This is a genomic window from Planococcus maritimus (assembly GCF_001592825.1).
GTDB lineage: Bacteria > Bacillota > Bacilli > Bacillales_A > Planococcaceae > Planococcus > Planococcus maritimus_C.
This window is the reverse complement of the sequence record NZ_LTZG01000001.1, coordinates 1,193,664-1,214,895: the sequence shown is the minus strand read 5'-3', so window position 1 is coordinate 1,214,895 and position 21,232 is coordinate 1,193,664. Positions and strand designations below refer to the sequence as shown.

Genomic DNA, 21,232 nt, shown 5'->3' with positions numbered 1-21,232 from the left:
GAGTGGACAGCATGATTCAGATCGAACAATTAAGCAAAACCTATCAAACCAAACACGGCACGGTGAAAGGCGTCGATGATGTCAGCTTAGAAGTGAAAACAGGTGAGATTTTCGGCATCGTCGGTTATTCCGGAGCCGGCAAAAGTTCCCTTATCCGCTGCATCAATCTGTTAGAACGCCCGACATCGGGGACCGTAAAAGTGGGGGGGCAGGATTTAACAAAGTTGAAAGGCGATGAATTGCGCAAAGCGCGCCTGAAAATCGGCATGATCTTCCAGCATTTCTATCTCATCAGCCAAAAGACAGTCGCGGAAAACATTTCCTTCGCTCTTCGCGCAGCGGGTACGCCAAGCAAAAACATCGGCACGCGCGTCGACGAACTGCTCGACATGGTCGGCTTGTCAGACAAACGCGATGTCTACCCGGCGCAGCTCAGTGGCGGACAAAAGCAACGCGTCGGCATCGCCCGGGCTCTTGCCAATGAGCCGGCTGTGCTGTTATGCGATGAGGCGACTTCTGCGCTTGACCCGAATACAACTTTATCGATTTTGCGTTTATTGAAAGACATCAACCGCAAGCTCAATATCACAATTGTGCTGATCACTCACGAAATGAACGTGGTCAAGGAAATCTGCGACCGGATGGCGGTCATGCAGGGAGGGCGCGTCATTGAAGAAGGGCGTGTCTACGATATTTTTGCCGATCCGAAAACGGCTTTGACAAAAGAATTTATCTCGAGCGTCGTGTCATTTAATGTGCCGGAAGAAATTCTTGCACGCTGCGACGGCACGATTGTCAAAGTATTGTTCAAAGGTGAAGTCGCCGGGGAAGGGATTATTTCGGACATGCTGCAAAGCTATCCGGTCAAAGGCAATTTCCTGCACGGTGCGATCGAATACATACAAGAACTGCCGCTTGGAATTTTTGTGATGGAACTAAAAGGCGGCCAAACAGAAGTAAGCCAGGCAATTACTTATCTAGAACAGCGTGATGCAATTGTGGAGGTGATGAATGATGGGAATTGAATGGGAAAGAATTATTGATTTGTGGCCGGAGATCCAAGTGGCGTTTTATCAAACGCTGATCATGATCGGCATTTCATTGGCCGTGGCATTGATCATCGGCTTGCCGCTCGGCATTTTGCTATTTGTCACAGACCGTGGCTTGTTTTGGGAGAATCGTCCGGTCAATTCGGTCGTTGGATTTATCGTCAATATTGTTCGCTCCATTCCATTTATCATCTTGCTGGTAGCACTTATTCCATTAACGCAATTCCTTACTGGTACGACGATCGGGCCAGTTGCAGCAAGTGTTTCCTTGTCAGTTGCAGCGATTCCGTTTTTCGCCCGCATTGTGGAAACGGCGCTGCGGGATATCGATAAAGGCGTCATCGAAGCGGCAATCGCTGTCGGTGCCACGCCATGGATGATCATCAAAGACGTCCTGTTGCCAGAAGCGAAAGCGAGTTTGATCCAAGGTATCACACTAACTGTTATCAGCCTCATCGCTTATTCCGCGATGGCGGGCGTGGTTGGTGGAGGCGGCATCGGCGATTTAGCCATCCGCTTTGGCTATTACCGCTACGATAATACGATCATGATTGTGACAGTCGTCATTCTAATTGTGCTCGTTCAATTGATTCAACAAGCCGGCGACTTTACAGCCAAAAAACTGGATAAACGATAAGGAGAGAAAGACATGAAAAAACTTACATGGATTTTAGCAGCGAGCGCATTAGCATTAGCGGCGTGTGGCGGAGAAGAAGCAGATACAGCAACAGAAGGCGGCGAAGCGTCGAAAGATATCAAACTAGGTGCGACAGCTGGCCCTTACAGCGATATGCTGAACAAAGCGATTGTGCCGGCACTTGAAGAAAAAGGCTATACGGTAGAGACCATCGAATTCAGCGATTATATCCAGCCGAACAACGCATTGAACAATGGAGAAATTGACGCCAATTTGTTTCAGCACACGGTTTATCTAGAGAACTTCGAAACTGAAAACAACATGGATTTAAGTGCATTAATCACAGTCCCGACTGCTCCGATGGGCCTCTATTCGAATGAGTTCGATTCAATAGATGGGATACAAGAAGGCGCGACTATCGCGATTCCGAATGATCCCGTAAACGGTGCACGGGCATTATTGATTCTGCAAGATCAGGGCTTGGTTGAACTGGACCCTGAGGCGGAAGTGCTCAAAGTATCGGAGCGCGATGTGACGGAAAATCCGAAGAACCTAGTATTTCAGCCAATTGAAGCAGGGCAATTGCCGCGTGCAGTGGAAGGCACAGACTTATCCGCCGTTCCTGGCAACTTCGCACTCGCAGCAGACATGGACTTGCTAGATGCGTTGGCGCTTGAGAACATGCCTGACCAGTACCGCAATGTCGTAGCGGTGTCAGCAGACAATGAAGACAGCGAATTGGCAGCGGATCTAATCGAAATCGTCGAGTCAGAAGAATTTGAAGCGGTCATCGATGAAGAGTTTGTCGGCTTCGGCAAGCCAGAGTGGATGGCTGAATAAAAGGATAAACCCGCCGGAGGAACAAGTTTCTCCGGCTTTTTTGCGCGAAAAAACGCACGCCGGAAAGCTTTTTAATCTTTTTTCTTGCCCTGCCCGTTTTCTGTTGAAATAATAAGGAAAGTGAATTTAACAAACTGCTGACAGAAAAGCAGCGAGTGAAGGTTCTTTGAAGAAGGGGAGAAGATTATGGAAGCTAACAGGCACGTCCTGATTTACGGTGACGCGTTTGTCGACTATATCGCTACGACCAAAGATAACGATTTGTTTGATTTGTATCTCGGAGGCGCTACCGTCAACGTTTCGGCTGGCGTCAGCCGTCTCGGGGTTCCATCGGCATTTATCACCATCACGGGTGACGATGAAACTTCGTCATTTTTCCGCCGGGCCCTCCAGGCAGAAGGTGTCGATTTGACGTATTCGATTAAACGGCCGTCCAAACGTATTAGCGGAGTGTATATCCATTTAACAGAAGCGAACGACCGCGTCTTCGCATCCTATGATAACGAGACGCCGGATTTGCAAGTAACAGCCGACGAACTGGCGGGCGAAGCGTTCGAATCGGCCAGCCTGTTCCATTTTTGCTCAGGGACCTTATTTCATCCGGAAGCGCGTAAAACGACGGCACAAGCCTTGCAATTGGCCAAGTCGCACGGCGTGATTTGTTCCTATGATGTCAACATTCGGCCTTTGCGCTGGGAAAGTGAAGAGCTGTGCCGTCGGACGGCCCTGCGATTCTTGCCGCAGGCAGATATTTTAAAACTGACGGTGGATGAATTATTATTTCTTATGGAAGCTGATTCAATGGAAGCGGGCATTGAACGGCTGAAGGATTACGGGCTTCCGGTCGTTTTCGTCACGGATGGCGAGCACGGCACGCACGCAGTCTTTCAAGATGAGACGATTCATGTGCCGGTTGTACCGGTCCAGCCTGTCGATACGACGGGCGCGGGGGATGCGTTTATGGCAGGCATCATCCGCCATATCCATTTAAATGGCATGCCAAAAACCCAGCAACAACTGGTTGCTTGTGCAGACTTCGGCAATAAGCTGGGAGCGCTTTGTGCAACACGGGCAGGAGCCATCACGGCGATGCCCCGAAGCGAAGATATGGAAGATTGGGAATAGAAGAGGAGGGAGCAGTAATGGCCATGCATAGTTTTCATCTAACAGCAGACTGGCCCGGCAACCGCAATGACGTCGGGACGATCGAAACGGGGAATTTAAAGACACAGATCTCGATCCCCCCTGAAATGGACGGCCCTGGAGCCGGCACGAACCCGGACGAAATGCTGCTCGGTGCGGCAGCGACCTGCTATATCATCACGCTCGCCGCCATGATGGAGCGCAGCAAACTGGCAAAAGCGTCGCTGACGATGGAGTCGGAAGGCATCGTGGAAGTCGAAAATGGCGTCATCACTTATAAAAAAATCATTCACCGTCCGAAAGTCGTCTTATCGGCAGAAGCCGGCGAAAAGGAACTCAAACTTGCTCAAAAGCTCGCGGAAAAAGCGGAATCGTCTTGCATGATTACGCGCGCTATTAAAGGCAATGTTGCCGTTGAACTGGAAGCCGATATTACAATTGCATAAAGCGAAGCCCTGTTTTTCCCTTTTGGAGAACAGGGTTTTTTAATGCAGATAAAATGATTTTGGAGAATTCTCATAATTTTTCTTTTGTCCGTTTCTGAATATGGTAGACTACAGCTAATGAAAAATGGGCGATGTAGAGGACGGGTGCCATGAAAAAATTATCCTTGCAAACTAAAATTATTCTACTGACGACTTCTCTTGTGCTTTTGACAACAGTCGTCTTTGGCGGGATTTTAAGCTATCAGGAGATCGCAGAAATCAAAGAGAACATCGGCCAACGGGCACAGGAAACGGCAATCGGCATTTCAGCCATGCCGACGATCATCGAGGCGATGGATGACGAGGAACCGGCGTTGCAAATCCAGCCGATCGCCGAGTATTTGCGCAAGCAAGTGGGCGCCGAGTTCATCGTCATCGGCAATCGGGAGAGCATCCGGTATTCGCATCCGGATTCCGAAAAGATCGGCAAACAAATGGTTGGCGGCGATAATGAACGTGCGCTCCAGGAAGGCAAGGTTTATGTATCTGAAGCGTTCGGGTCGCTCGGCAGAAGCCTGCGCGGTAAAGCGCCGATCTATGACGGAGACGGGCGCATCATCGGTGTGGTCTCGGTAGGATATATGATTGACGATATTGAAGCAATCATTTTCGGCAATATTATGGACGTCATGGCGCTGGCTCTATTGACGCTCGTCATCGGCGTCTTGGGCAGTATTTTGCTTGCGAGGAATATCAGAAAAGACACGCTGGGGCTTGAACCCCGGGAAATTGCCCGCTTGTACCAAGACCGGGAAGCTTTGCTGTCGTCGATTATTGAAGGGGTCATCGCCATAGATAAGGATGGTCTCATAACGGAATTGAACAGCTCCGCAGAAAAGATGCTTGCTATGGACCAAAGTTTTCTCCACACCCCGTCCGATGAGATATTGCCGGAACTGAGAATGGGCGAAACCTTGACGACAGGGAATTCATGGAAGAATAAAGAAATCCTGATTGGCGGGACCGTTTTTATTGTCAACCAAAAGCCAATTTGGGCAGATAGAGAAATAGTCGGAGCGGTTTCGACATTCCGCGAAAAAACGGAAGTGCAGGAAGTACTGGAAACCTTATCCGAAATCCGTCAATACTCAGAAAGCCTAAGGGCGCAAACGCATGAATACGCGAATAAGTTGTATGCCATATCCGGGCTGTTGCAATTGGAAGAAACTGAGGAAGCGGTTCGTCTGATTCAACAAGAGACCTCTCATCATGAAAAGCAGACGAAGCATACACTGAACCATATCGAGGATAAAAAAGTCCAAGCGATTCTGCTCGGCAAAATGGGGAAAGCTTCCGAAGCGAAAGTTGAGCTATCAGTGGATGAAAACAGTTCACTCGCCAAATTACCTGACCACGTGGATATTTCTAAAGTCATTCACATAGTCGGAAATCTAATTGACAATGCCATTGAAGAAGTTGAGTCGAGTGACAGGAAAGAAGTGTCTTTTTTTATTACCGACATCGGCAACGATTTGGTTATCGAAGTTCAGGACAGTGGACGTGGGATCGAAACCAGAAATCTCGATCGGTTTTTCGAGCAAGGCTTCTCCACGAAATTAGAGAAAGCGGATAGAGGCTATGGTTTAGCCATCGTCAAACAAGCAGTTGAAGACTTGGATGGCTGGATTGAAGTGGACTCAACGCCGCAACACGGGACGATATTCAGCGTCTTTATCCCGAAAAAAACGACGGAGGTGGCATAATGCTACGGGTGGTGATTGCAGAAGATGATTTTCGTGTCGCACAAGTGCACGAGAAGTTTTTAGCGAAGATTAAACAAGTGGAACTGGCAGCGAAAGCAAAAGACTGTGCAGAGACACTAGCGGCGGTTAGACAAGAGCGCCCGGATTTGGTGTTATTGGATAATTACATGCCGGATGGTCTTGGCATTGAACTGATCGATGAGTTACGGAAAGAAAGCCCAGAGACCGACATCATCCTTGTGTCGGCAGCTAATGAGCGCGAGTATATCGAAACGGCACTGCGCAAAGGCGTAAAAGGCATCATCTTAAAACCGGCCGAACTTAGTCAGTTTACTGCTACAATCGAGAAATACCGGAAAGACAGGGAAAAGCTATCGAGCCAAGAAACCATCGACCAGCAGTATTTGGACGAACTGTTCGGCGTCAAGGCAGTCAAAAAAGAAGCGCCAGCAGTCAAAGGCATTGACCCGCTGACAATGCAGAAAGTGCAGAAGTTATTGGAGCAATACGAGGAAGGCGTGACGGCTGAGAAAATGGGCGAAGAGATGGGCGCTTCCCGCACGACCGCCAGGCGCTACCTGGAATATTTGGTGTCAACGGATGATTGCTACGCTGAGCTTGGCTATGGCATTGTCGGCAGGCCGGAACGGAAATACTTTGTGAAATGAAGTGAAAACGACTGATAAGCTTCGGCAAATACGAGTTTCGAGAGTTTCTCGACAGCTCAAAAAAAGCAACTTCCCTAAATTGGGGAGTTGCTTTTTTGCGTTGAAGTTTGATTTTTGGCAATCAGTCTGTGTGGCATTCGAAATGGGTCATTTGCCAACTGCTTTTCTCGATTTCAGGAAATCCGCCCAAATCATAGCAGCGATCAGTCGCTTCGGTCACTTCTAAATAACTGAAATAACTTTGTGCCGCAATGGCGCTTCCAATGCTGAGAACTAATATGATGCCGAGCGCAATGGCTGCCATGCCGGGAGTTATGGCTGGGATGTGTTTCATTGTCGGCCTCCTTAAGGTTCGTTTCATGCTATTTCTAGCCTAGCACAATCCCCTTTCGCTTCCTATAAATGAAATATCAGTAAAATATCAGATTTCTGTGAACTTTATGAACGAAATGATCAAAAAATCCTTTATACAGCTTATTTTGAAAACGGTTACATTCTGAAAATTCATAGTTATACTTCAACTCATAAGAAAATTATACGAACTGAGGGGGAAATAAAATGAGAAAAACGATTTTTGCTGGAATTTTGAGTGTGAGCGCTCTAACATTTGCCGGTTGTGGATCTGATGACGCGGCAAACACAGCAGGAGAAGATGGAAACTTTGAGCCATCAAAAACAATTGAGGTGGTAGCACCAGCCGGATCAGGCGGCGGTTGGGATACGACAGCCCGTGAAGTTGCCCGTGTATTCGGCGAAACTGAAATTATCGATGAAAATATGACGGTCATCAACCGTGAAGGTGGAGGCGGAGCGATTGGTTGGGCTTACGTTCACGGAAAAGAAGGCGACGCCCACAGCATGTTCGTTGCTTCACCGCCCTTGATGTTTGTGCCGCTAAATGGCCAATCAGAACATGGCCATGAAGACTTTACGCCGCTTGCCAATATGATTGCCGACTACGGCGCATTTGCTGTCCGTGAAGATAGCGAGTTCGAAGATTTGAACGATTTGTTCGACCAGATGAAAGACGATCCGGAAAGCATCACCGTCATCGGCACATCCGCTCCGGGAAGTATGGACCATATGCAATTTGTCCGCATTGCCAAAGCGGCAGGCGTGGACCCGACCAAGATCAAATACGTTTCTGATCAAGAAGGCGGCGCTTTGACAGCGGTTCTGAATGGCTCGGTAGATGTCTTTTCCACAGGTGTCGGCGAAACGATCGAGCAAGTACGTGCCGGCAATATCAAAGTTCTCGGTGTGACGGCAGAAGAACGCATGGAAGGGGAAGTGCTTTCCGAATTCCCGACAGCGATCGAGCAGGGCATCGATGAAAGCTTCGTCAACTGGCGCGGATTCTTCGGGCCTCCAGGTATGGACGAGGCAGCGGTCGATTATTATGAAGCTAAATTTCAGGAATTGAGTGAATCCGAAGAATTTGCGGAAGTTCGCGAGAAGTATGGCTGGAACGAAATGTACATGGGCAGTGAAGAATACAGTGAGTTCCTCGAAAAAGAAAAAGAGGAAATTGCAAGCTTGCTTGAGGAAATCGGATTAGGTCAATAAAAGCTTATTTATAATCACGGCTGCCCAGTCAGCTCAAAAGTAAAATACAACAATAGGTGGAACCGGATCTTTGGCATTCGGTTTCTCTCTTTTCAGTTAAAAGGAGGCGTTTCGTTTGCTTGCAAGCATAAATCGGAAGTTAGGCCTGCTGCTTTTCATTGTTGCGGCCGTCTATTTATATTTAAGTTTTCAATTGCCCAATTACGAATATGCCCCGATCGACGCGGATGTCATTCCGAAGGGCTTGGGCATCTTGCTATTAGTGCTGTCGGTCTTCCTGTTCTTTTCCCGTGTAGTGGAAACGGATGCGGAAAAAGCAAAGCGCGATATTCCGAAAAAAGAACTCGGGGTCATTGCCGCAGTGTTCGCCATGATTTTTGTCTACATTCTGTTGTTTGAAGCGATCGGTTTTATCATCACGACCTCATTGTTCATTTTCTTTTGTTCGTGGTTTTTAGGTTATAGAGCATGGAAGACAAATATATTGGTCTCTCTTCTATTCCCGATTGTTATGTATGCTATTTTCGTTTTCGCGCTGGGGATTGTATTGCCGCGCGGCATCTTGCCATTTTAAGGAGGGAGTTTCCACATGGATGCATTTCAAGGTTTATTGACCGGTTTTCAAGTTGCCTTAAGTCTAGAAGGGATTATGTTCGTGCTGATCGGCGTCATCGTCGGTACTTTGATCGGGATGATGCCAGGGCTCGGCCCGATCAGTGCCATTGCGATCATGATTCCGATTACATACGGGATGGACCCGGCGCCGGCACTCGTCATGATGGCGGGCGTCTATTACGGGGCAGTATTCGGCGGTTCGACTTCTTCAATCCTGTTGAACGCCCCGGGAATTTCCGGAACGGTCGCTACAGCTTTTGACGGCTATCCAATGGCCCAACAAGGAAAGGCCGGAAAAGCGCTGGCCATTGCGGCGATTTCTTCGTTCATCGGAGGGACCGTCTCGGTTGTCCTGCTAATGCTGCTGGCACCGGCTTTATCGAGCGTGGCGATTTCTTTCGGGCCACCGGCTTATTTTGCTTTAATGTTCATGGGATTAACCGCGATTTCCAGTCTGTCTGAAGGCTCGACGATCAAAGCGATGATCGCAGCCGTTGCAGGCTTTATGGTCGTGACGATTGGCATTGACCCGCAGACAGGGACACAGCGCTTTACATTCGGGAACGTCAACTTGTTCGACGGATTCGACTTTTTGATCATCGCACTTGGCCTCTTTGCGGTCGCGGAAGTCTGCATGCTCATCTTGAACCGGAAAAACCGCAGCTTGAGCGACGACCAAAAACTGGGCAGCTTGAAACTGTCCAAGGCAGACTTGAAAGAAATGAGCGGGCCAGTCAGCCGCCAGTCGTTTGTCGGTTTTTTGCTTGGTGTTTTGCCGGGGGCAGGGGCAACAATCGCTTCTTTTATCAGTTATATTTTTGAAAAACGAATCGCTAAAAATCCTGAAGAGTTCGGGAAAGGGTCCATCAAAGGGCTCGCAGCACCGGAAAGTTCCAATAACGCCGCAACAAGCGGTGCGTTCGTTCCGCTGTTGAGCTTGGGGATTCCAGGCTCGGGTACGACTGCTGTCATGTTAGGCGCGTTCCTTGTACTCGGCGTACAGCCTGGCCCGCTCTTGATGACCGACCGCCCCGAAATCTTCTGGGGTATTATCGCTTCCATGTATCTCGGGAACGTCTTCCTGTTGATCTTGAACTTGCCGCTGATTCCATATTTGGCAAAAATCTTGAGCATTCCACGTCCTTTGCTCATTTCACTCGTCATCATGTTCAGTTTGATCGGCGTTTATTCGATCAGCTTCAACGTCTTTGACCTATACATGCTGCTGGTATTCGGTGCATTAGGGTTTGCGATGCGGATCTTTTCATTCCCCGCACCGCCGTTCATTCTGGCATTTATCCTGGGAGGCATGATGGAGCAGGCTTTCCGCCAGTCCATGACGATCTCCAATGGCAGCTTGAGCATTTTTGTCGACAGCCCGCTTCCGCTATCCCTGCTCTTGGTTGCACTCGTTTCACTATTGGTTCCGGCATTCCTCAAATGGAGAAGCAACAGGCTGGCATATAAACAAGGTTAAGGGGGGGAGAAAGTGAGAAACTCTAAGCTAGTGCCGCGAATTCTTGCTTTTCTGCTGGCCGCCGGTTTTGCTCTTTTATGGATGTTCGGCTTGTTGGATGCATATACGGATGACCAGAAACTGACGCTGCTCTTGCTTGGCATCGCCATCGGTTTATGGACGATAAGCGCCATGCCGCTAGCTGCTTCGAGTCTTCTGGTGCTTGGCCTGCTGCTGCTTTTCCGCCTGACGGAAGAGCCGGAGCAGGCTTTTGCCGGTTTTCTGTCGGACGCGCTTTATTTCATCCTGGCACTGACTTTGATTTCCAAGGTATTGGTGAAAGCGAAAGCCGATCAAGTATTTGTCGGTGTGTTGTTGAAAATGAGCAAAGGCAAGGTTCAGCGGCTATTGGTCGGCTTGCCGTTATTGATCGTCTTTTTGCCCATCCTGCTGCCTTCAGCTGTCGCAAGGTTCCGCATTCTTGAGCCGATCATCGAGCAAGTGAATGATCGTTTCGCGCTCGGCAAAAGAAGCCTGTTCCGCCAGTTCAGCTTTTATGTCATCGGCATGATGAATCAGAACTCGACGATGATTGTTTTCACAGGCGGCGGATTTCCGATTTTAGCGGCTCAATTGCTGAGCGATTTCGGAGGCATCCAAATTTCCTGGCTCGGCTGGTTCGTTCGCATCGCGCCTGCGCTTTGGCTGGCACTGCTAGTGGTCAGTTTCGGGGTTTGGTTCTTTTTCAAACGCCGCAGCGGCGCAGGGCCTCAAATGGAACAGATGGAATTTGCACCTGCTGCACACTTGCCGGAACGTTTCTGGTGGGTGATCATTCCATTTTTCGCCATGATTATCAGCTGGATCGTCATCGATCAAGAACAGATTCCACTTATTGTTGCACCATTTCTGCTACTAGCTTATTATGCTTTGCCGATACTTGGACTAGTTGATGACCGGCTCGTCCGGGATTACGATTGGGAAACCTTCCTATTACTCGGTGCCTCCTTTTCACTTGGGTATTTAATAGAAGAAAACGGAACGGCAGGCGTCTTGGCGAGCCAATTGATTCAATTGCTGCCAGAAGGAATGGGCCAGGGGGTAAATATTATTTTTATCGCTTGTCTCATTTTCCTGTTACGCTTCTTGTTTGTCGTGCCTTCTACATCGATGATTGTCATTTTTCCGATCATCGTCAGTTTTGCAGAAATGTTGGGCTTGCCGATTTTGCCGATGGCGTTTTTATTGATCATGATCATCGGGGGCGTCACCATCTTGCCGATTCATTCCCCCACGACTTTCTTAGCTTTTCAAAAAGGGGCATTTTCCCAGCGTGAACAATTGCTCATTGGCAGCTTTTCAAGTATTGTCATCACGGTAATTGCCATCTTCTTTGCAGTTTTCATCTGGTGATGGAACTTATTTGTAATTGCCAAAGCCACCCTTCACAAGAAGGAGGGCTTTTTGTCTGCAAAGAGCCCTTATGTTTAGGTGGAAAAATAGGGGGTAGGGTAATTCTAGAAGCAATTTAAAATAGAGGAGGCAGAAAAAATGTTTGATTATACCGTGACGACTAGCAAATTAGTGGATGAAGCAGTGGCATCACTCGAGGAAAACTTGAAAGAAGAGCAGTTCGGTGTCTTGTGGAACTTCGATTTGACAGCAAAACTTCAGGAAAAAGGCCAAGACTTCGATACGGCGTACAAGATTCTAGAAGTCTGCAACCCGAAAGAAGCGAATACGGTACTCTCTGAAAACTTGATGGTCGGTTATTTCTTGCCATGTAAAATCGTTGTTTATAAAGAAGGGGAAGAAACGAAGATTGGCATGCCGAAGCCGACCTCGCTGATTGGTATGGCTGAAGATGGCGGGAAATTGACTGAAGTGGCTACTGATATCGAAAACCGCTTAATCAAATGCATTGACCAGACTGTATAAATTTTGAAAATGCCGATGGAGGGATTTCTGTATGACAGTCCAATTTACATCTGCTAAAAAAATCGCCGAAAAAGTGATGAACAACGAACCCGTTGCCATTCTCGATGTCCGCAGCAAAGAAGATGTGGAGAATTGGCATGTAGAAGGCAGCCATGTTGAGCTTCATAATATTCCGTTCAATAAAATAGAAGAAAGTAGCGAAGAAATCAATAAGCTGCCGAAGGAAAAGCCGCTCTATACGATGTGTGCGAAAGGCAATACCTCGAAGAAAGCGGCAGGGTACTTGCAAGATCAAGGGTTTAAAAACGTCATTTCGATTGAAGGCGGAATGGCTTCCTGGAGCGAGCAATTGGAACCAGTGAAAATCGGTGACTTGAAGAGCGGCGGAGCGATTTACCAATTTGTCCGCGTTGGTAAAGGCTGCTTGTCTTACTTGATCGAATCGAATGGCGAAGCAGCGGTAGTCGATGCGGCACGTATGACCGAGCCGTACGAAAGCTTCGCAAAAGAGCATTCACTGAAAATTACTCATGTACTGGATACCCATCTGCATGCCGACCATATTTCTGGAGGCAAAAAGTTGGCTGAAAAAGTTGACGCACAATACCACTTGCCGCCGGAAGATGCAGACGAAGTAGTATTCGATTATGAACCTGCTAAAGACGGAACAACTGTAGAAATAGGAAACGCTAAGATCAAAGCGTTCTACTCGCCGGGCCATACGATCGGCAGTACTTCTTTTATTGTCGATGATGAGTATTTGCTTACAGGCGATATCCTATTCATCGAATCCATCGGCCGGCCGGACCTCGCAGGAAAAGCGAGAGATTGGGCGCAAGACCTGTACGAAACACTCCATGAGCGCTATGGCCATTTGTCGAAAGAGTTGATTGTCTTGCCCGCCCATTACGGCGATATTGAAGAAATGAACGAAGACGGCAGTGTCCATAAAAAACTCAGTGATTTGTATGATCAAAATGATGGCTTGAATATTGACGGAGAAGAGAGCTTTATTAAGCGCGTGACGGAAAACTTAAAAGAGCAGCCAAATGCTTATGAAGATATCCGCAAGACCAATATGGGGAAAGTCACTCCATCCGAAGACGAACAAAAGGAAATGGAAACCGGCCCGAACAACTGCGCGGTCTAAGCAATGCTGGCTATACAAGAGTCCCTGCTATATTGGCAGGGGCTTTTCATGATAAAATACCCTCAAGTAAAGCGAAAAAAGCTAGTGAGTTTTTCGTTTGACATCATACCCTAAGGGGTATATTGTAGAACATAACAACTTCATTTTATATTTTGAACAGGAGGCTTGTCTGATGGAATACGATAAAAAGATTGAAAACCGCCTCAAGCGCATCGAAGGCCAATTACGCGGAGTCATCAAAATGGTTGAAGCAGACGGCGAGTGCCGTGATGTAGTGACTCAGCTGTCAGCAGTGAGAAGTGCAGTAGACCGGACGATCGGCGTCATTGTCAGTGAAAACCTGCAGACTTGTGTACGCGATAGTTTAGAAAAAGGCGAAAGCACGGAAGACGTCGTCAAAGAAGCAGTCGAGCTTCTCGTGAAGAGCCGTTAAAGCAGAATAAAAAAACTTTAGCTGTTGACTTGATAGAATAGATGCTGTAATATACCCTATAGGGTATTAGAAAGAGTGCGGCGTCACTATAAAACGTTCTTTTTTTTGGAGAAAATTATACCCATAGGGGTAATTATTGGAGGAATTTACAGCATGGCAGAACAAAAGAAAACCACCATCGTACTTTTTAGCGGAGATTACGACAAAGCAATGGCCGCTTACATCATCGCAAACGGCGCAGCAGCTTACGATCACGAAGTCACCATTTTCCACACATTCTGGGGATTGAACGCACTTCGCAAAGAAAATCCGCCAACAGTCAAAAAAGGGCGCCTTGAAGCGATGTTCTCAAAAATGATGCCGCGTGGAGCGGACAAATTAGGGCTTTCCAATATGCAATTCGGAGGCATGGGGCCGAAACTGATTAAAAAAGTGATGAAAAAACACAACGCTATGCCTTTGCCGGACTTGATCGACATGGCACAAGAGCAAGATATTAAATTGGTTGCCTGCACAATGACCATGGACCTTCTCGGTTTGCAAAAAGAAGAGCTATTGGATGAAATTGAATATGCTGGTGTCGCAGCCTATCTTGGCGATGCAGAAGACGGCAATGTGAACTTGTTTATCTAACTCCCCAAAGTGGAAAGGATGAAGTATATGGAATGGTTGCTCTGGATCGCAATCGGGATTCTTGCTTATATCGCAATCTCCCGTTTTACTGCACCAACTAAAGGAATTAAGACAATGTCCACTGATGAATTGAAACCTGTACTCGGCAAGAAAGATAAGCAGTATATTGATGTCCGGACGCCGGTAGAGTTTAAAGCAAACCACATTAAAGGCTTCAAGAACATTCCATTAAATGAGTTGCCGAAGCGTGTGAATGAGCTGTCGAAGGATAAAGAAACATTGGTCATCTGCCAAAGCGGCATGCGCAGCAGCAGAGCGAGCCAATTATTGAAGAAAAACGGGTTTACCCATATAGTGAATATCAGAGGCGGCATGAATAGCTACCGCGCATAATTGGAGGAGGAATTTAACATGAAAAGCATGACTACACAAGAAGTTCAGGAATACATCAAAAACAACCCTGAGGCGTCACTCATCGATGTACGCGAGACAGAAGAAGTCGCTGCAGGAAAAATTCCTGGAGCTGAGCACATCCCATTAGGTTTGTTGGAATTCCGTTTGCAAGATATCGATAAATCAAAAGAGCACATCATGGTTTGCCGTTCGGGCAACCGCAGTGGGCAAGCAACACGTTTTCTTGAAGACCGCGGCTATAACGTCATCAATATGGACGGCGGCATGATGAACTGGGAAGGCGACACCGAGTAATATCCGGCTACAGGCACGGTCTCATTAAAGGAGGAAAAGATTAATGGTTCAAACAGATAAAGTATTGGATGCTAAAGGGCTTGCATGCCCAATGCCGATCGTTAAAACGAAAAAAGCTATGAAAGACCTGGCTTCCGGCGATGTGCTGGAAATCCAGGCGACCGATAAAGGCTCTACAGCCGATTTACAAGCATGGGCGAAAAGCTCAGGCCACGAATACATCGGCACAGAAACAGAAGGAGACGTTTTGCTTCATTATTTGCGCAAAGACGGTGTAAATGAAGTGAGCGAGACGATCGAGATTCCTGAAGTTTCGCTGGCAGAGTTCCAAGCGCGTGTGGAAAATGGGGATTCGTTGAACATCCTGGACGTCCGTGAGCAAGAGGAATACGATGAAGCGCATATTCCTGGCGTTAAACACATCCCGCTCGGTGAAGTGGAAGCCCGCATGAACGAATTGGAGAAAGATAAAGAAATCTACATCATCTGCTATTCTGGCCGCAGAAGTGCAACAGCGGGAGACATGATGGCGAAAAAAGGATTTAAAAATCTGTATAACGTAGTACCTGGCATGCGTGATTGGACTGGCAAAACCGAGTAATCGGGCCAGTCCTTGGCGCCAAGCCGGAAATTATACTTTAGAATTCAATATATTTTTTTATTCACAATAATACCCCGGGAGGTAATTTGTATATGTCAGCAACAGCAATGACAGCGGCGCAAGTAGCCCGCAAGATAATGGATAACCAACCATTGTTCATCCTTGATGTCCGCAACGGCGACGCATTTGCCGATTGGAAAATCGAAGGCGGCAACATCCAGTACTTGAACATTCCCTATTTTGACTTATTGGACGGCGTTGAAGAAGTCATTGATCAATTGCCTAAAGACCGTGATATTTTGGTCGTCTGCGCCAAGGAAGGATCTTCTATCATGGTCGCGGATATGCTTGCAGAAGAAGGCGTGGAAACGGCTTATCTATCAGGCGGCATGAAAGCATGGAGCGAACATCTGGAACCGGTGAAAGTCGGCGATTTGAAAGATGGCGGAGAGCTTTATCAATTCGTCCGCATCGGCAAAGGCTGCTTGTCTTACATGGCTATTTCTGGCGGGGAAGCGGCGATCATCGACGCGACTCGCATGACGGATGTCTTCTTGAACTTCGCACAGGAAAAAGGCGCAACGATTAAGCATGTATTTGATTCACACCTTCACGCAGACCATATTTCAGGCGGACGCCATCTTGCGGAAGCCACTGGCGCAACTTATTACTTGCCGCCGGCTGATGCCAAAGGCGTAACTTTTGAGTATGAAGCTCTGGAAAGTGGATTTGAAGCAGGCATCGGCAGCTCAAAAGTCGAAGCTCTTTATACACCGGGGCATACTATCGGGTCCACTTCTTTTATCGTAGACGACCAATACTTGATGACAGGAGATATCCTGTTCATCGATTCCATCGGCCGCCCGGACCTTGCAGGGCTCGCGGAAGATTGGGTTGGCGATTTGCGTGAATCCCTTTATCAACGCTACCAAGCCCTTACCGACCAATTGACGGTATTGCCGGCGCACTTCATGATTATGGACGAATTGAATGAAGACGGCAGTGTCGCAAAAAAATTAGGCGAATTATTTAAAGAAAATCACGGCTTGAATATTGAAGATGAACAGGAATTCCGTGACATGGTCACGAAAAACCTGCCACCGCAGCCAAACGCTTATGAAGATATCCGCAAAACCAATATGGGCCAAATCACGCCGGAAGACGAAATGCAGCGTGAAATGGAAATCGGCCCGAACCGTTGCGCCGTACGTTAAGTTGAATTAGTAGCAAGTAACTATACTAAAACATTCTAAAGGAGAGATTTTGATGAACGTAGATAAAGTACTAGATGCAAAAGGCTTGGCTTGCCCAATGCCGATCGTAAAAACAAGAAAAGAAATGAAAGACATGAATTCCGGACAAGTATTGGAAATCCAAGCTACAGACAAAGGCGCTTCAGCAGACTTGACAGCTTGGGCTAAATCAGGCGGACACGAGCTCTTAGAAGAGCAAATGGATGGCGACGTCCTGAAATTCTGGATCAAAAAGGGCTGAGCTCTTACTAGCCAGAATTTATGAGAAGCAGAAATGCTTTTTAGGAAGGGGGAGTTGCCATGAGTATTGATTTTATGATCGTTATTTTCTTGATCGGTTTTGTCGGTTCCTTCATCTCAGGGATGGTCGGAATCGGCGGCTCCATTATCAAGTATCCGATGCTGCTATATATTCCGGTGATGCTAGGATACACGGCATTTTCAGCACATGAAGTTTCAGGCATCAGTGCCATTCAAGTGTTTTTCGCAACCATCGCCGGGGTATGGGCATACCGAGGAAGCGGGTATTTGAATAAGTCCCTTATCACTTATATGGGCGGTGCGATTCTCGTCGGGAGTTTTATCGGCGGATACGGTTCGACTCTCTTGTCAGAGGCCGCTATCAATATTGTCTACGCCGTTCTCGCGACCATTGCAGTGATCATGATGTTCATTCCGAAAAATGGGTTGGATGACATTCCAGCAGATCAAGTGACTTTCAACAAATGGATTGCTGCAAGTCTCGCGTTCATCGTGGGGATTGCGGCAGGCATCGTCGGTGCAGCAGGCGCCTTTATCTTGGTGCCGATCATGCTCGTCGTCTTAAGGATTCCCACTCGCATGACCATCGCAACATCACTGGCGATCACCTTCATCTCGTCCATCGGTTCAACGGTCGGCAAAATCGTTACCGACCAGATTCTTTATGGGCCGGCTGCGGTGATGATCGTTGCAAGTATTCTTGCTGCCCCACTAGGCGCAAAAGTTGGCCAGAAAGCCAACACCAAAGTATTGCAATGGATCTTGTCGCTATTGATTTTAGGGACAGCCATCAAGATTTGGCTCGATATTCTGTGAAGACAAAAAGCTTCCGGCAACTGCCGGGAGCTTTTTTTATGTGTGCACATATACTTATTGAGCTCCAAAGGCCACGTCCAGGAAGCCGATTTCCCCACTAGCCGGCAATTGAATATGGAAGCAGATCTGCTTAAACAAACTCGGTCCAACGAACTCTCCAAGGAGCTCGGCGTAAAAGGGTGAGGCGAGGCAATAAGACAGATGCTCTTTCTGGCTTATTGCAAGAGGCCAACCCATAGCCGGGCGGCGAATATCAAGACGAAGCCAGACTCAACTTCAAAAACATGTCCACAAGCAAACCCTCTATCTCTAGTTCTACACTAGACCCAGGAAGCGATTTCCCCACTAGCCGGCAACTAATTGAAGAAGCAGAACTGTTTGAACAGCCTTCAAAGAATGAAATCTCCAAGCCGCCTAGCGTAAAAGGGTGAGCCGACGCAGTAAGACAAGTGATCTTCTTGGCTTACTGCAAGAGGCCAACCCAAAGCCGGGCGGCGAATACCAACATGAAGCTCGAATCAACTTCAGAGACACATCCACAAGCAAACCTTCCTTCTCTAGTTCTACACTAGACCCAGGAAGCGATTTCCCTACTAGCCGGCAACTAATTGAAGAAGCAGAACTGTTTGAACAGCCTTCAAAGAATGAAATCTCCAAGCCGCCTAGCGTAAAAGGGTGAGCCGACGCAGTAAGACAAGTGATCTTCTTGGCTTACTGCAAGAGGCCAACCCAAAGCCGGGCAGCGAATACCAACATGAAGCTCGAATCAACTTCAGAGACACATCCACAAGCAAACCTTCGCTCTCTTTATTTAAAACCCACCACACAAAACAGTTAATTACAGAAATACAAATCCGCTTTCATTTGGATTTCTCAGCGGAAAGAGTACAATGAAATAAAGAACACGGGAAAGGAAGAACAGCATGAAACCAGTAATTATAGCCGAAAAGCCAAGCCAGGCGAAAGCTTATGGCGATGCGTTTAAGACGGTGAAACGGGAAGGCTATATGGAAATGGCGGCAAATCCGATCTTCCCGGAAGGCGCCTACATTACCTGGGGAATCGGCCATCTCATCGAACTGAAAGAGCCAAAAGCCTACGACCCGAAGTGGGGCAAATGGTCGCTCGCGTCCTTGCCGATTTTGCCAACCGAATACCAGTTCCAAGTAGCGCGGGGCAAATCAACTCAATTCAATATCATCAAAAAACTCTTGAGAAAAACCGATACCGTTATCAATGCCTGTGATGTAGACCGAGAAGGCTCGAATATCTTCTATAGCATCTACCGGCAGACTGGCGTGCGCGGTAAACACATCAAACGACTGTGGATCAATTCACTCGAAGTCGATGAGGTACGCGAAGGCTTCCGCAATTTGCGTGACAACAAGGAAGACCTGCGACTGTACGAAGAAGCGCGGGCGCGCCAAATCAGCGACTGGCTCGTTGGCATGAACGGCTCGCGACTGTATTCCCTGCTGCTTCAAGAACGCGGCATCCATGAAGTATTTGCGATTGGGCGTGTGCAGACGCCGACCGTCTTTTTGATCTATCAACGCCAGAAGGAAATCGAGGCCTTCAAGCCGGAACCGTTTTATGAAATCGAAGGAAAATTCAAAGCGGCGAAAGGCAGCTATAAAGGAAAAGCCAAATTAAAGGCAAAAGAGCGCAAGAAAGCGGAAGAACTCTTGATTGCCCATGACTTGGTGGACGGCAAAGCCCCAGGCCATATCAAAGAACTGAAGACAGCGGAAAAGCACATTCCGCCGCAGCCATTGCATTCCTTGTCCAGTTTACAGGCAGCCGCGAACCGAAAATGGAAATACAGCCCTCAAAAAGTGCTGTCAGCGATGCAGAAGCTTTATGAGAAAAAACTAGTGAGTTATCCGCGAACGGATTCACGCCATATCACTTCGGCAGAATTTGGCTATTTGTCGTCTCAAGTGGAAAGTTACCAAAAACTCATCGACGCCCCGTTTGAAATCGCAACAAAAATACCGAAAAAGCGTTTCGTCGATAACACGAAAGTACAAGAGCACTATGCGATCATCCCGACGAAAAGTTTGCCGACAGCCCGCAAAATTGAGGGGTTGCCACAAGATGAGCGAAATTTATACGAAGAAGTGATGCGCACGACACTCGGCATGTTCCACCGGGATTACCGTTATGCCGAAACGAAAGTCGTGACCGATGTCAAAGGGCTTGAATTCCATACGACCGGCCGGACAGAGCTCGACAAAGGCTGGAAATCCTTATTTCCGACTGCCAAAGAAGCAAAGCAGGACCCGCCGCTTCCAGAATTGTCCGTACAAGAACAAGTAGCGGCAGCGATCGCTATTGTCGAGGGCATGACCACTGCGCCAAAGCCTTATACGGAAGGGCAATTGATTGCCATGATGAAAACTTGCGGGAAGTTCGCAGAAGACGTAGCCGACAGCGAAATCCTCAAGGAAGTCGAAGGGCTTGGGACGGAAGCGACGCGCAGCGGCATCATTGAAACGATCAAACGGCATAATTATATTGAAGTTAAGAAAAATATTGTATCCGTCACCGAAAAAGGCCGCATGCTTTGCCAGGCCATTGAAGGAAATCTATTGTCGAGCCCGTCGATGACCGCGAAATGGGAGAGCTATTTGAAAAAAATCGGCAAAGGCGAAGGCTCATCGGAAGTGTTTCTCGCCACTATCGGCAAATTTATTGAGAAGCTAATGCAAGACGTGCCGGAGCAATTGCGCAGCAATGGAATGCCGGATGAGATGCCGTTATTGCAAGGAAGCGAGATTGCGATATGCCCGCGTTGTAAAAAAGGCTCGATCATCTCGCGTAAAGGCTCATATGGCTGTACAGAACATGCTAATGGCTGCAAGCAATCATTCCCAGCGGTGTTTTTGAAAAAAAGACTGACGGCTAAACATATCGAATACTTGTGTACGAGAGGTAAAACGCCTGTCATTAAAGGCTTCGTTTCGAAAAATGGCAAGAAGTTCAACGCTAGCCTGGAATTAGAAGAAGGAAAGCTGAAAATGAAGTTTTGACATTTCCCGGGAAATACACAGGAAGGAGAATTGATGATGAGAAAAATGACGATGTATGTACAAGAAGCGAAATCAGAGCGTCCCATCCATGAACTGGAGGATTTATTGTTAAAGGAGCATGGGGTCGAACGGGCATTGATTGATGTAGAAGATGGCGAAGTGAAACTCGAATTGGACGAGACGAAAATCAAAGAAAGCCAGATCCTTCGCCTCGTCAAAGAAGCAGGTTTTCACATAGAGTGATT

Annotated in this window: 24 protein-coding genes; 23 read left to right on the top strand and 1 reads right to left on the bottom strand. The window is 47.6% G+C overall.

What is annotated here, in order from left to right; genetic code table 11:
- The first annotated feature begins 11 nt into the window (after positions 1 to 11).
- The 7 genes from AY633_RS05970 (at position 12) to AY633_RS05940 (ending at position 6,525) form a co-directional block, all read left to right on the top strand.
- Positions 12 to 1,025: a methionine ABC transporter ATP-binding protein gene (locus tag AY633_RS05970; RefSeq protein ID WP_068487388.1), complete on the top strand. Its 1,014-nt coding sequence runs from the start codon at positions 12 to 14 to the stop codon at positions 1,023 to 1,025.
- The gene (locus AY633_RS05965; protein ID WP_068487385.1) at positions 1,015 to 1,686 is read left to right on the top strand and encodes a methionine ABC transporter permease; all 672 of its coding nucleotides are present in this window, start codon (positions 1,015 to 1,017) and stop codon (positions 1,684 to 1,686) included. The genes AY633_RS05970 and AY633_RS05965 overlap by 11 nt, the downstream gene beginning before the upstream one ends.
- A gap of 12 nt (positions 1,687 to 1,698) precedes the next feature.
- The gene (locus AY633_RS05960; RefSeq protein WP_068487383.1) at positions 1,699 to 2,526 is read left to right on the top strand and encodes a MetQ/NlpA family ABC transporter substrate-binding protein; all 828 of its coding nucleotides are present in this window, start codon (positions 1,699 to 1,701) and stop codon (positions 2,524 to 2,526) included.
- 186 nt (positions 2,527 to 2,712) lie between these two features.
- Positions 2,713 to 3,651: a carbohydrate kinase family protein gene (locus tag AY633_RS05955; RefSeq protein ID WP_082799188.1), complete on the top strand. Its 939-nt coding sequence runs from the start codon at positions 2,713 to 2,715 to the stop codon at positions 3,649 to 3,651.
- A gap of 17 nt (positions 3,652 to 3,668) precedes the next feature.
- A complete protein-coding gene (locus tag AY633_RS05950) occupies positions 3,669 to 4,115 on the top strand; it encodes an OsmC family protein (RefSeq protein ID WP_068487381.1) in 447 nt (148 codons plus the stop codon).
- A gap of 149 nt (positions 4,116 to 4,264) precedes the next feature.
- The gene (locus AY633_RS05945) at positions 4,265 to 5,857 is read left to right on the top strand and encodes an ATP-binding protein (RefSeq protein ID WP_068487379.1); all 1,593 of its coding nucleotides are present in this window, start codon (positions 4,265 to 4,267) and stop codon (positions 5,855 to 5,857) included.
- On the top strand, positions 5,857 to 6,525 hold the full coding sequence (locus tag AY633_RS05940; RefSeq protein ID WP_068487376.1) for a response regulator: 669 nt from the start codon (positions 5,857 to 5,859) through the stop codon (positions 6,523 to 6,525). Before AY633_RS05945 ends, AY633_RS05940 begins: the two co-directional genes overlap by 1 nt.
- Positions 6,526 to 6,646: 121 nt before the next feature.
- On the opposite strand, the gene AY633_RS05935 is transcribed toward AY633_RS05940, so the two are convergent.
- Positions 6,647 to 6,859: a hypothetical protein gene (locus AY633_RS05935; protein ID WP_068487374.1), complete on the bottom strand. Its 213-nt coding sequence runs from the start codon at positions 6,857 to 6,859 to the stop codon at positions 6,647 to 6,649.
- 224 nt (positions 6,860 to 7,083) lie between these two features.
- On the opposite strand from AY633_RS05935, the gene AY633_RS05930 reads away from it, so the two are divergent.
- The 16 genes from AY633_RS05930 to AY633_RS05855 all read left to right on the top strand — a co-directional run bounded on the left by AY633_RS05930 (position 7,084) and on the right by AY633_RS05855 (position 21,230).
- On the top strand, positions 7,084 to 8,091 hold the full coding sequence (locus AY633_RS05930; protein WP_068487371.1) for a tripartite tricarboxylate transporter substrate binding protein: 1,008 nt from the start codon (positions 7,084 to 7,086) through the stop codon (positions 8,089 to 8,091).
- 115 nt (positions 8,092 to 8,206) lie between these two features.
- Positions 8,207 to 8,665, top strand: coding sequence for a tripartite tricarboxylate transporter TctB family protein (locus tag AY633_RS05925; protein WP_068487368.1), 459 nt, complete (start codon positions 8,207 to 8,209; stop codon positions 8,663 to 8,665).
- Positions 8,666 to 8,680: 15 nt separating this feature from the next.
- Positions 8,681 to 10,183 (top strand): tripartite tricarboxylate transporter permease, encoded by a 1,503-nt coding sequence (locus AY633_RS05920; RefSeq protein WP_068487367.1) that lies wholly within the window; start codon positions 8,681 to 8,683, stop codon positions 10,181 to 10,183.
- Positions 10,184 to 10,195: 12 nt separating this feature from the next.
- Positions 10,196 to 11,575, top strand: coding sequence for an SLC13 family permease (locus AY633_RS05915; protein WP_068487366.1), 1,380 nt, complete (start codon positions 10,196 to 10,198; stop codon positions 11,573 to 11,575).
- Between the two features lie 138 nt (positions 11,576 to 11,713).
- Entirely contained in the window at positions 11,714 to 12,100 is a 387-nt protein-coding gene (locus AY633_RS05910) for a DUF302 domain-containing protein (RefSeq protein WP_068487364.1), read from the top strand.
- A 31-nt stretch (positions 12,101 to 12,131) separates the two neighbouring features.
- On the top strand, positions 12,132 to 13,250 hold the full coding sequence (locus AY633_RS05905; RefSeq protein ID WP_068487362.1) for an MBL fold metallo-hydrolase: 1,119 nt from the start codon (positions 12,132 to 12,134) through the stop codon (positions 13,248 to 13,250).
- 172 nt (positions 13,251 to 13,422) lie between these two features.
- Positions 13,423 to 13,683: a metal-sensitive transcriptional regulator gene (locus AY633_RS05900; RefSeq protein WP_068464762.1), complete on the top strand. Its 261-nt coding sequence runs from the start codon at positions 13,423 to 13,425 to the stop codon at positions 13,681 to 13,683.
- A 153-nt stretch (positions 13,684 to 13,836) separates the two neighbouring features.
- On the top strand, positions 13,837 to 14,316 hold the full coding sequence (locus AY633_RS05895) for a DsrE/DsrF/DrsH-like family protein (protein ID WP_068487360.1): 480 nt from the start codon (positions 13,837 to 13,839) through the stop codon (positions 14,314 to 14,316).
- A gap of 27 nt (positions 14,317 to 14,343) precedes the next feature.
- A complete protein-coding gene (locus tag AY633_RS05890; protein WP_068487358.1) occupies positions 14,344 to 14,709 on the top strand; it encodes a rhodanese-like domain-containing protein in 366 nt (121 codons plus the stop codon).
- Positions 14,710 to 14,727: 18 nt separating this feature from the next.
- Positions 14,728 to 15,024, top strand: a complete 297-nt coding sequence (locus AY633_RS05885) for a rhodanese-like domain-containing protein (RefSeq protein WP_068487356.1) — start codon at positions 14,728 to 14,730, stop codon at positions 15,022 to 15,024.
- 43 nt (positions 15,025 to 15,067) lie between these two features.
- On the top strand, positions 15,068 to 15,625 hold the full coding sequence (locus tag AY633_RS05880) for a sulfurtransferase TusA family protein (protein WP_068487354.1): 558 nt from the start codon (positions 15,068 to 15,070) through the stop codon (positions 15,623 to 15,625).
- A gap of 92 nt (positions 15,626 to 15,717) precedes the next feature.
- On the top strand, positions 15,718 to 16,839 hold the full coding sequence (locus AY633_RS05875; RefSeq protein WP_068487352.1) for an MBL fold metallo-hydrolase: 1,122 nt from the start codon (positions 15,718 to 15,720) through the stop codon (positions 16,837 to 16,839).
- Between the two features lie 52 nt (positions 16,840 to 16,891).
- Complete coding sequence (locus tag AY633_RS05870) at positions 16,892 to 17,119, top strand: sulfurtransferase TusA family protein (RefSeq protein WP_068487348.1); 228 nt, start codon at positions 16,892 to 16,894, stop codon at positions 17,117 to 17,119.
- Between the two features lie 59 nt (positions 17,120 to 17,178).
- Positions 17,179 to 17,955 carry a sulfite exporter TauE/SafE family protein gene (locus AY633_RS05865; RefSeq protein WP_068487346.1) on the top strand — a complete coding sequence of 259 codons (777 nt, stop codon included), beginning with the start codon at positions 17,179 to 17,181 and terminating at the stop codon, positions 17,953 to 17,955.
- Between the two features lie 923 nt (positions 17,956 to 18,878).
- Positions 18,879 to 20,987: a type IA DNA topoisomerase gene (topB, locus tag AY633_RS05860; RefSeq protein WP_068487343.1), complete on the top strand. Its 2,109-nt coding sequence runs from the start codon at positions 18,879 to 18,881 to the stop codon at positions 20,985 to 20,987.
- 36 nt (positions 20,988 to 21,023) lie between these two features.
- Complete coding sequence (locus AY633_RS05855) at positions 21,024 to 21,230, top strand: hypothetical protein (protein ID WP_068487341.1); 207 nt, start codon at positions 21,024 to 21,026, stop codon at positions 21,228 to 21,230.
- Positions 21,231 to 21,232: the final 2 nt, after the last annotated feature.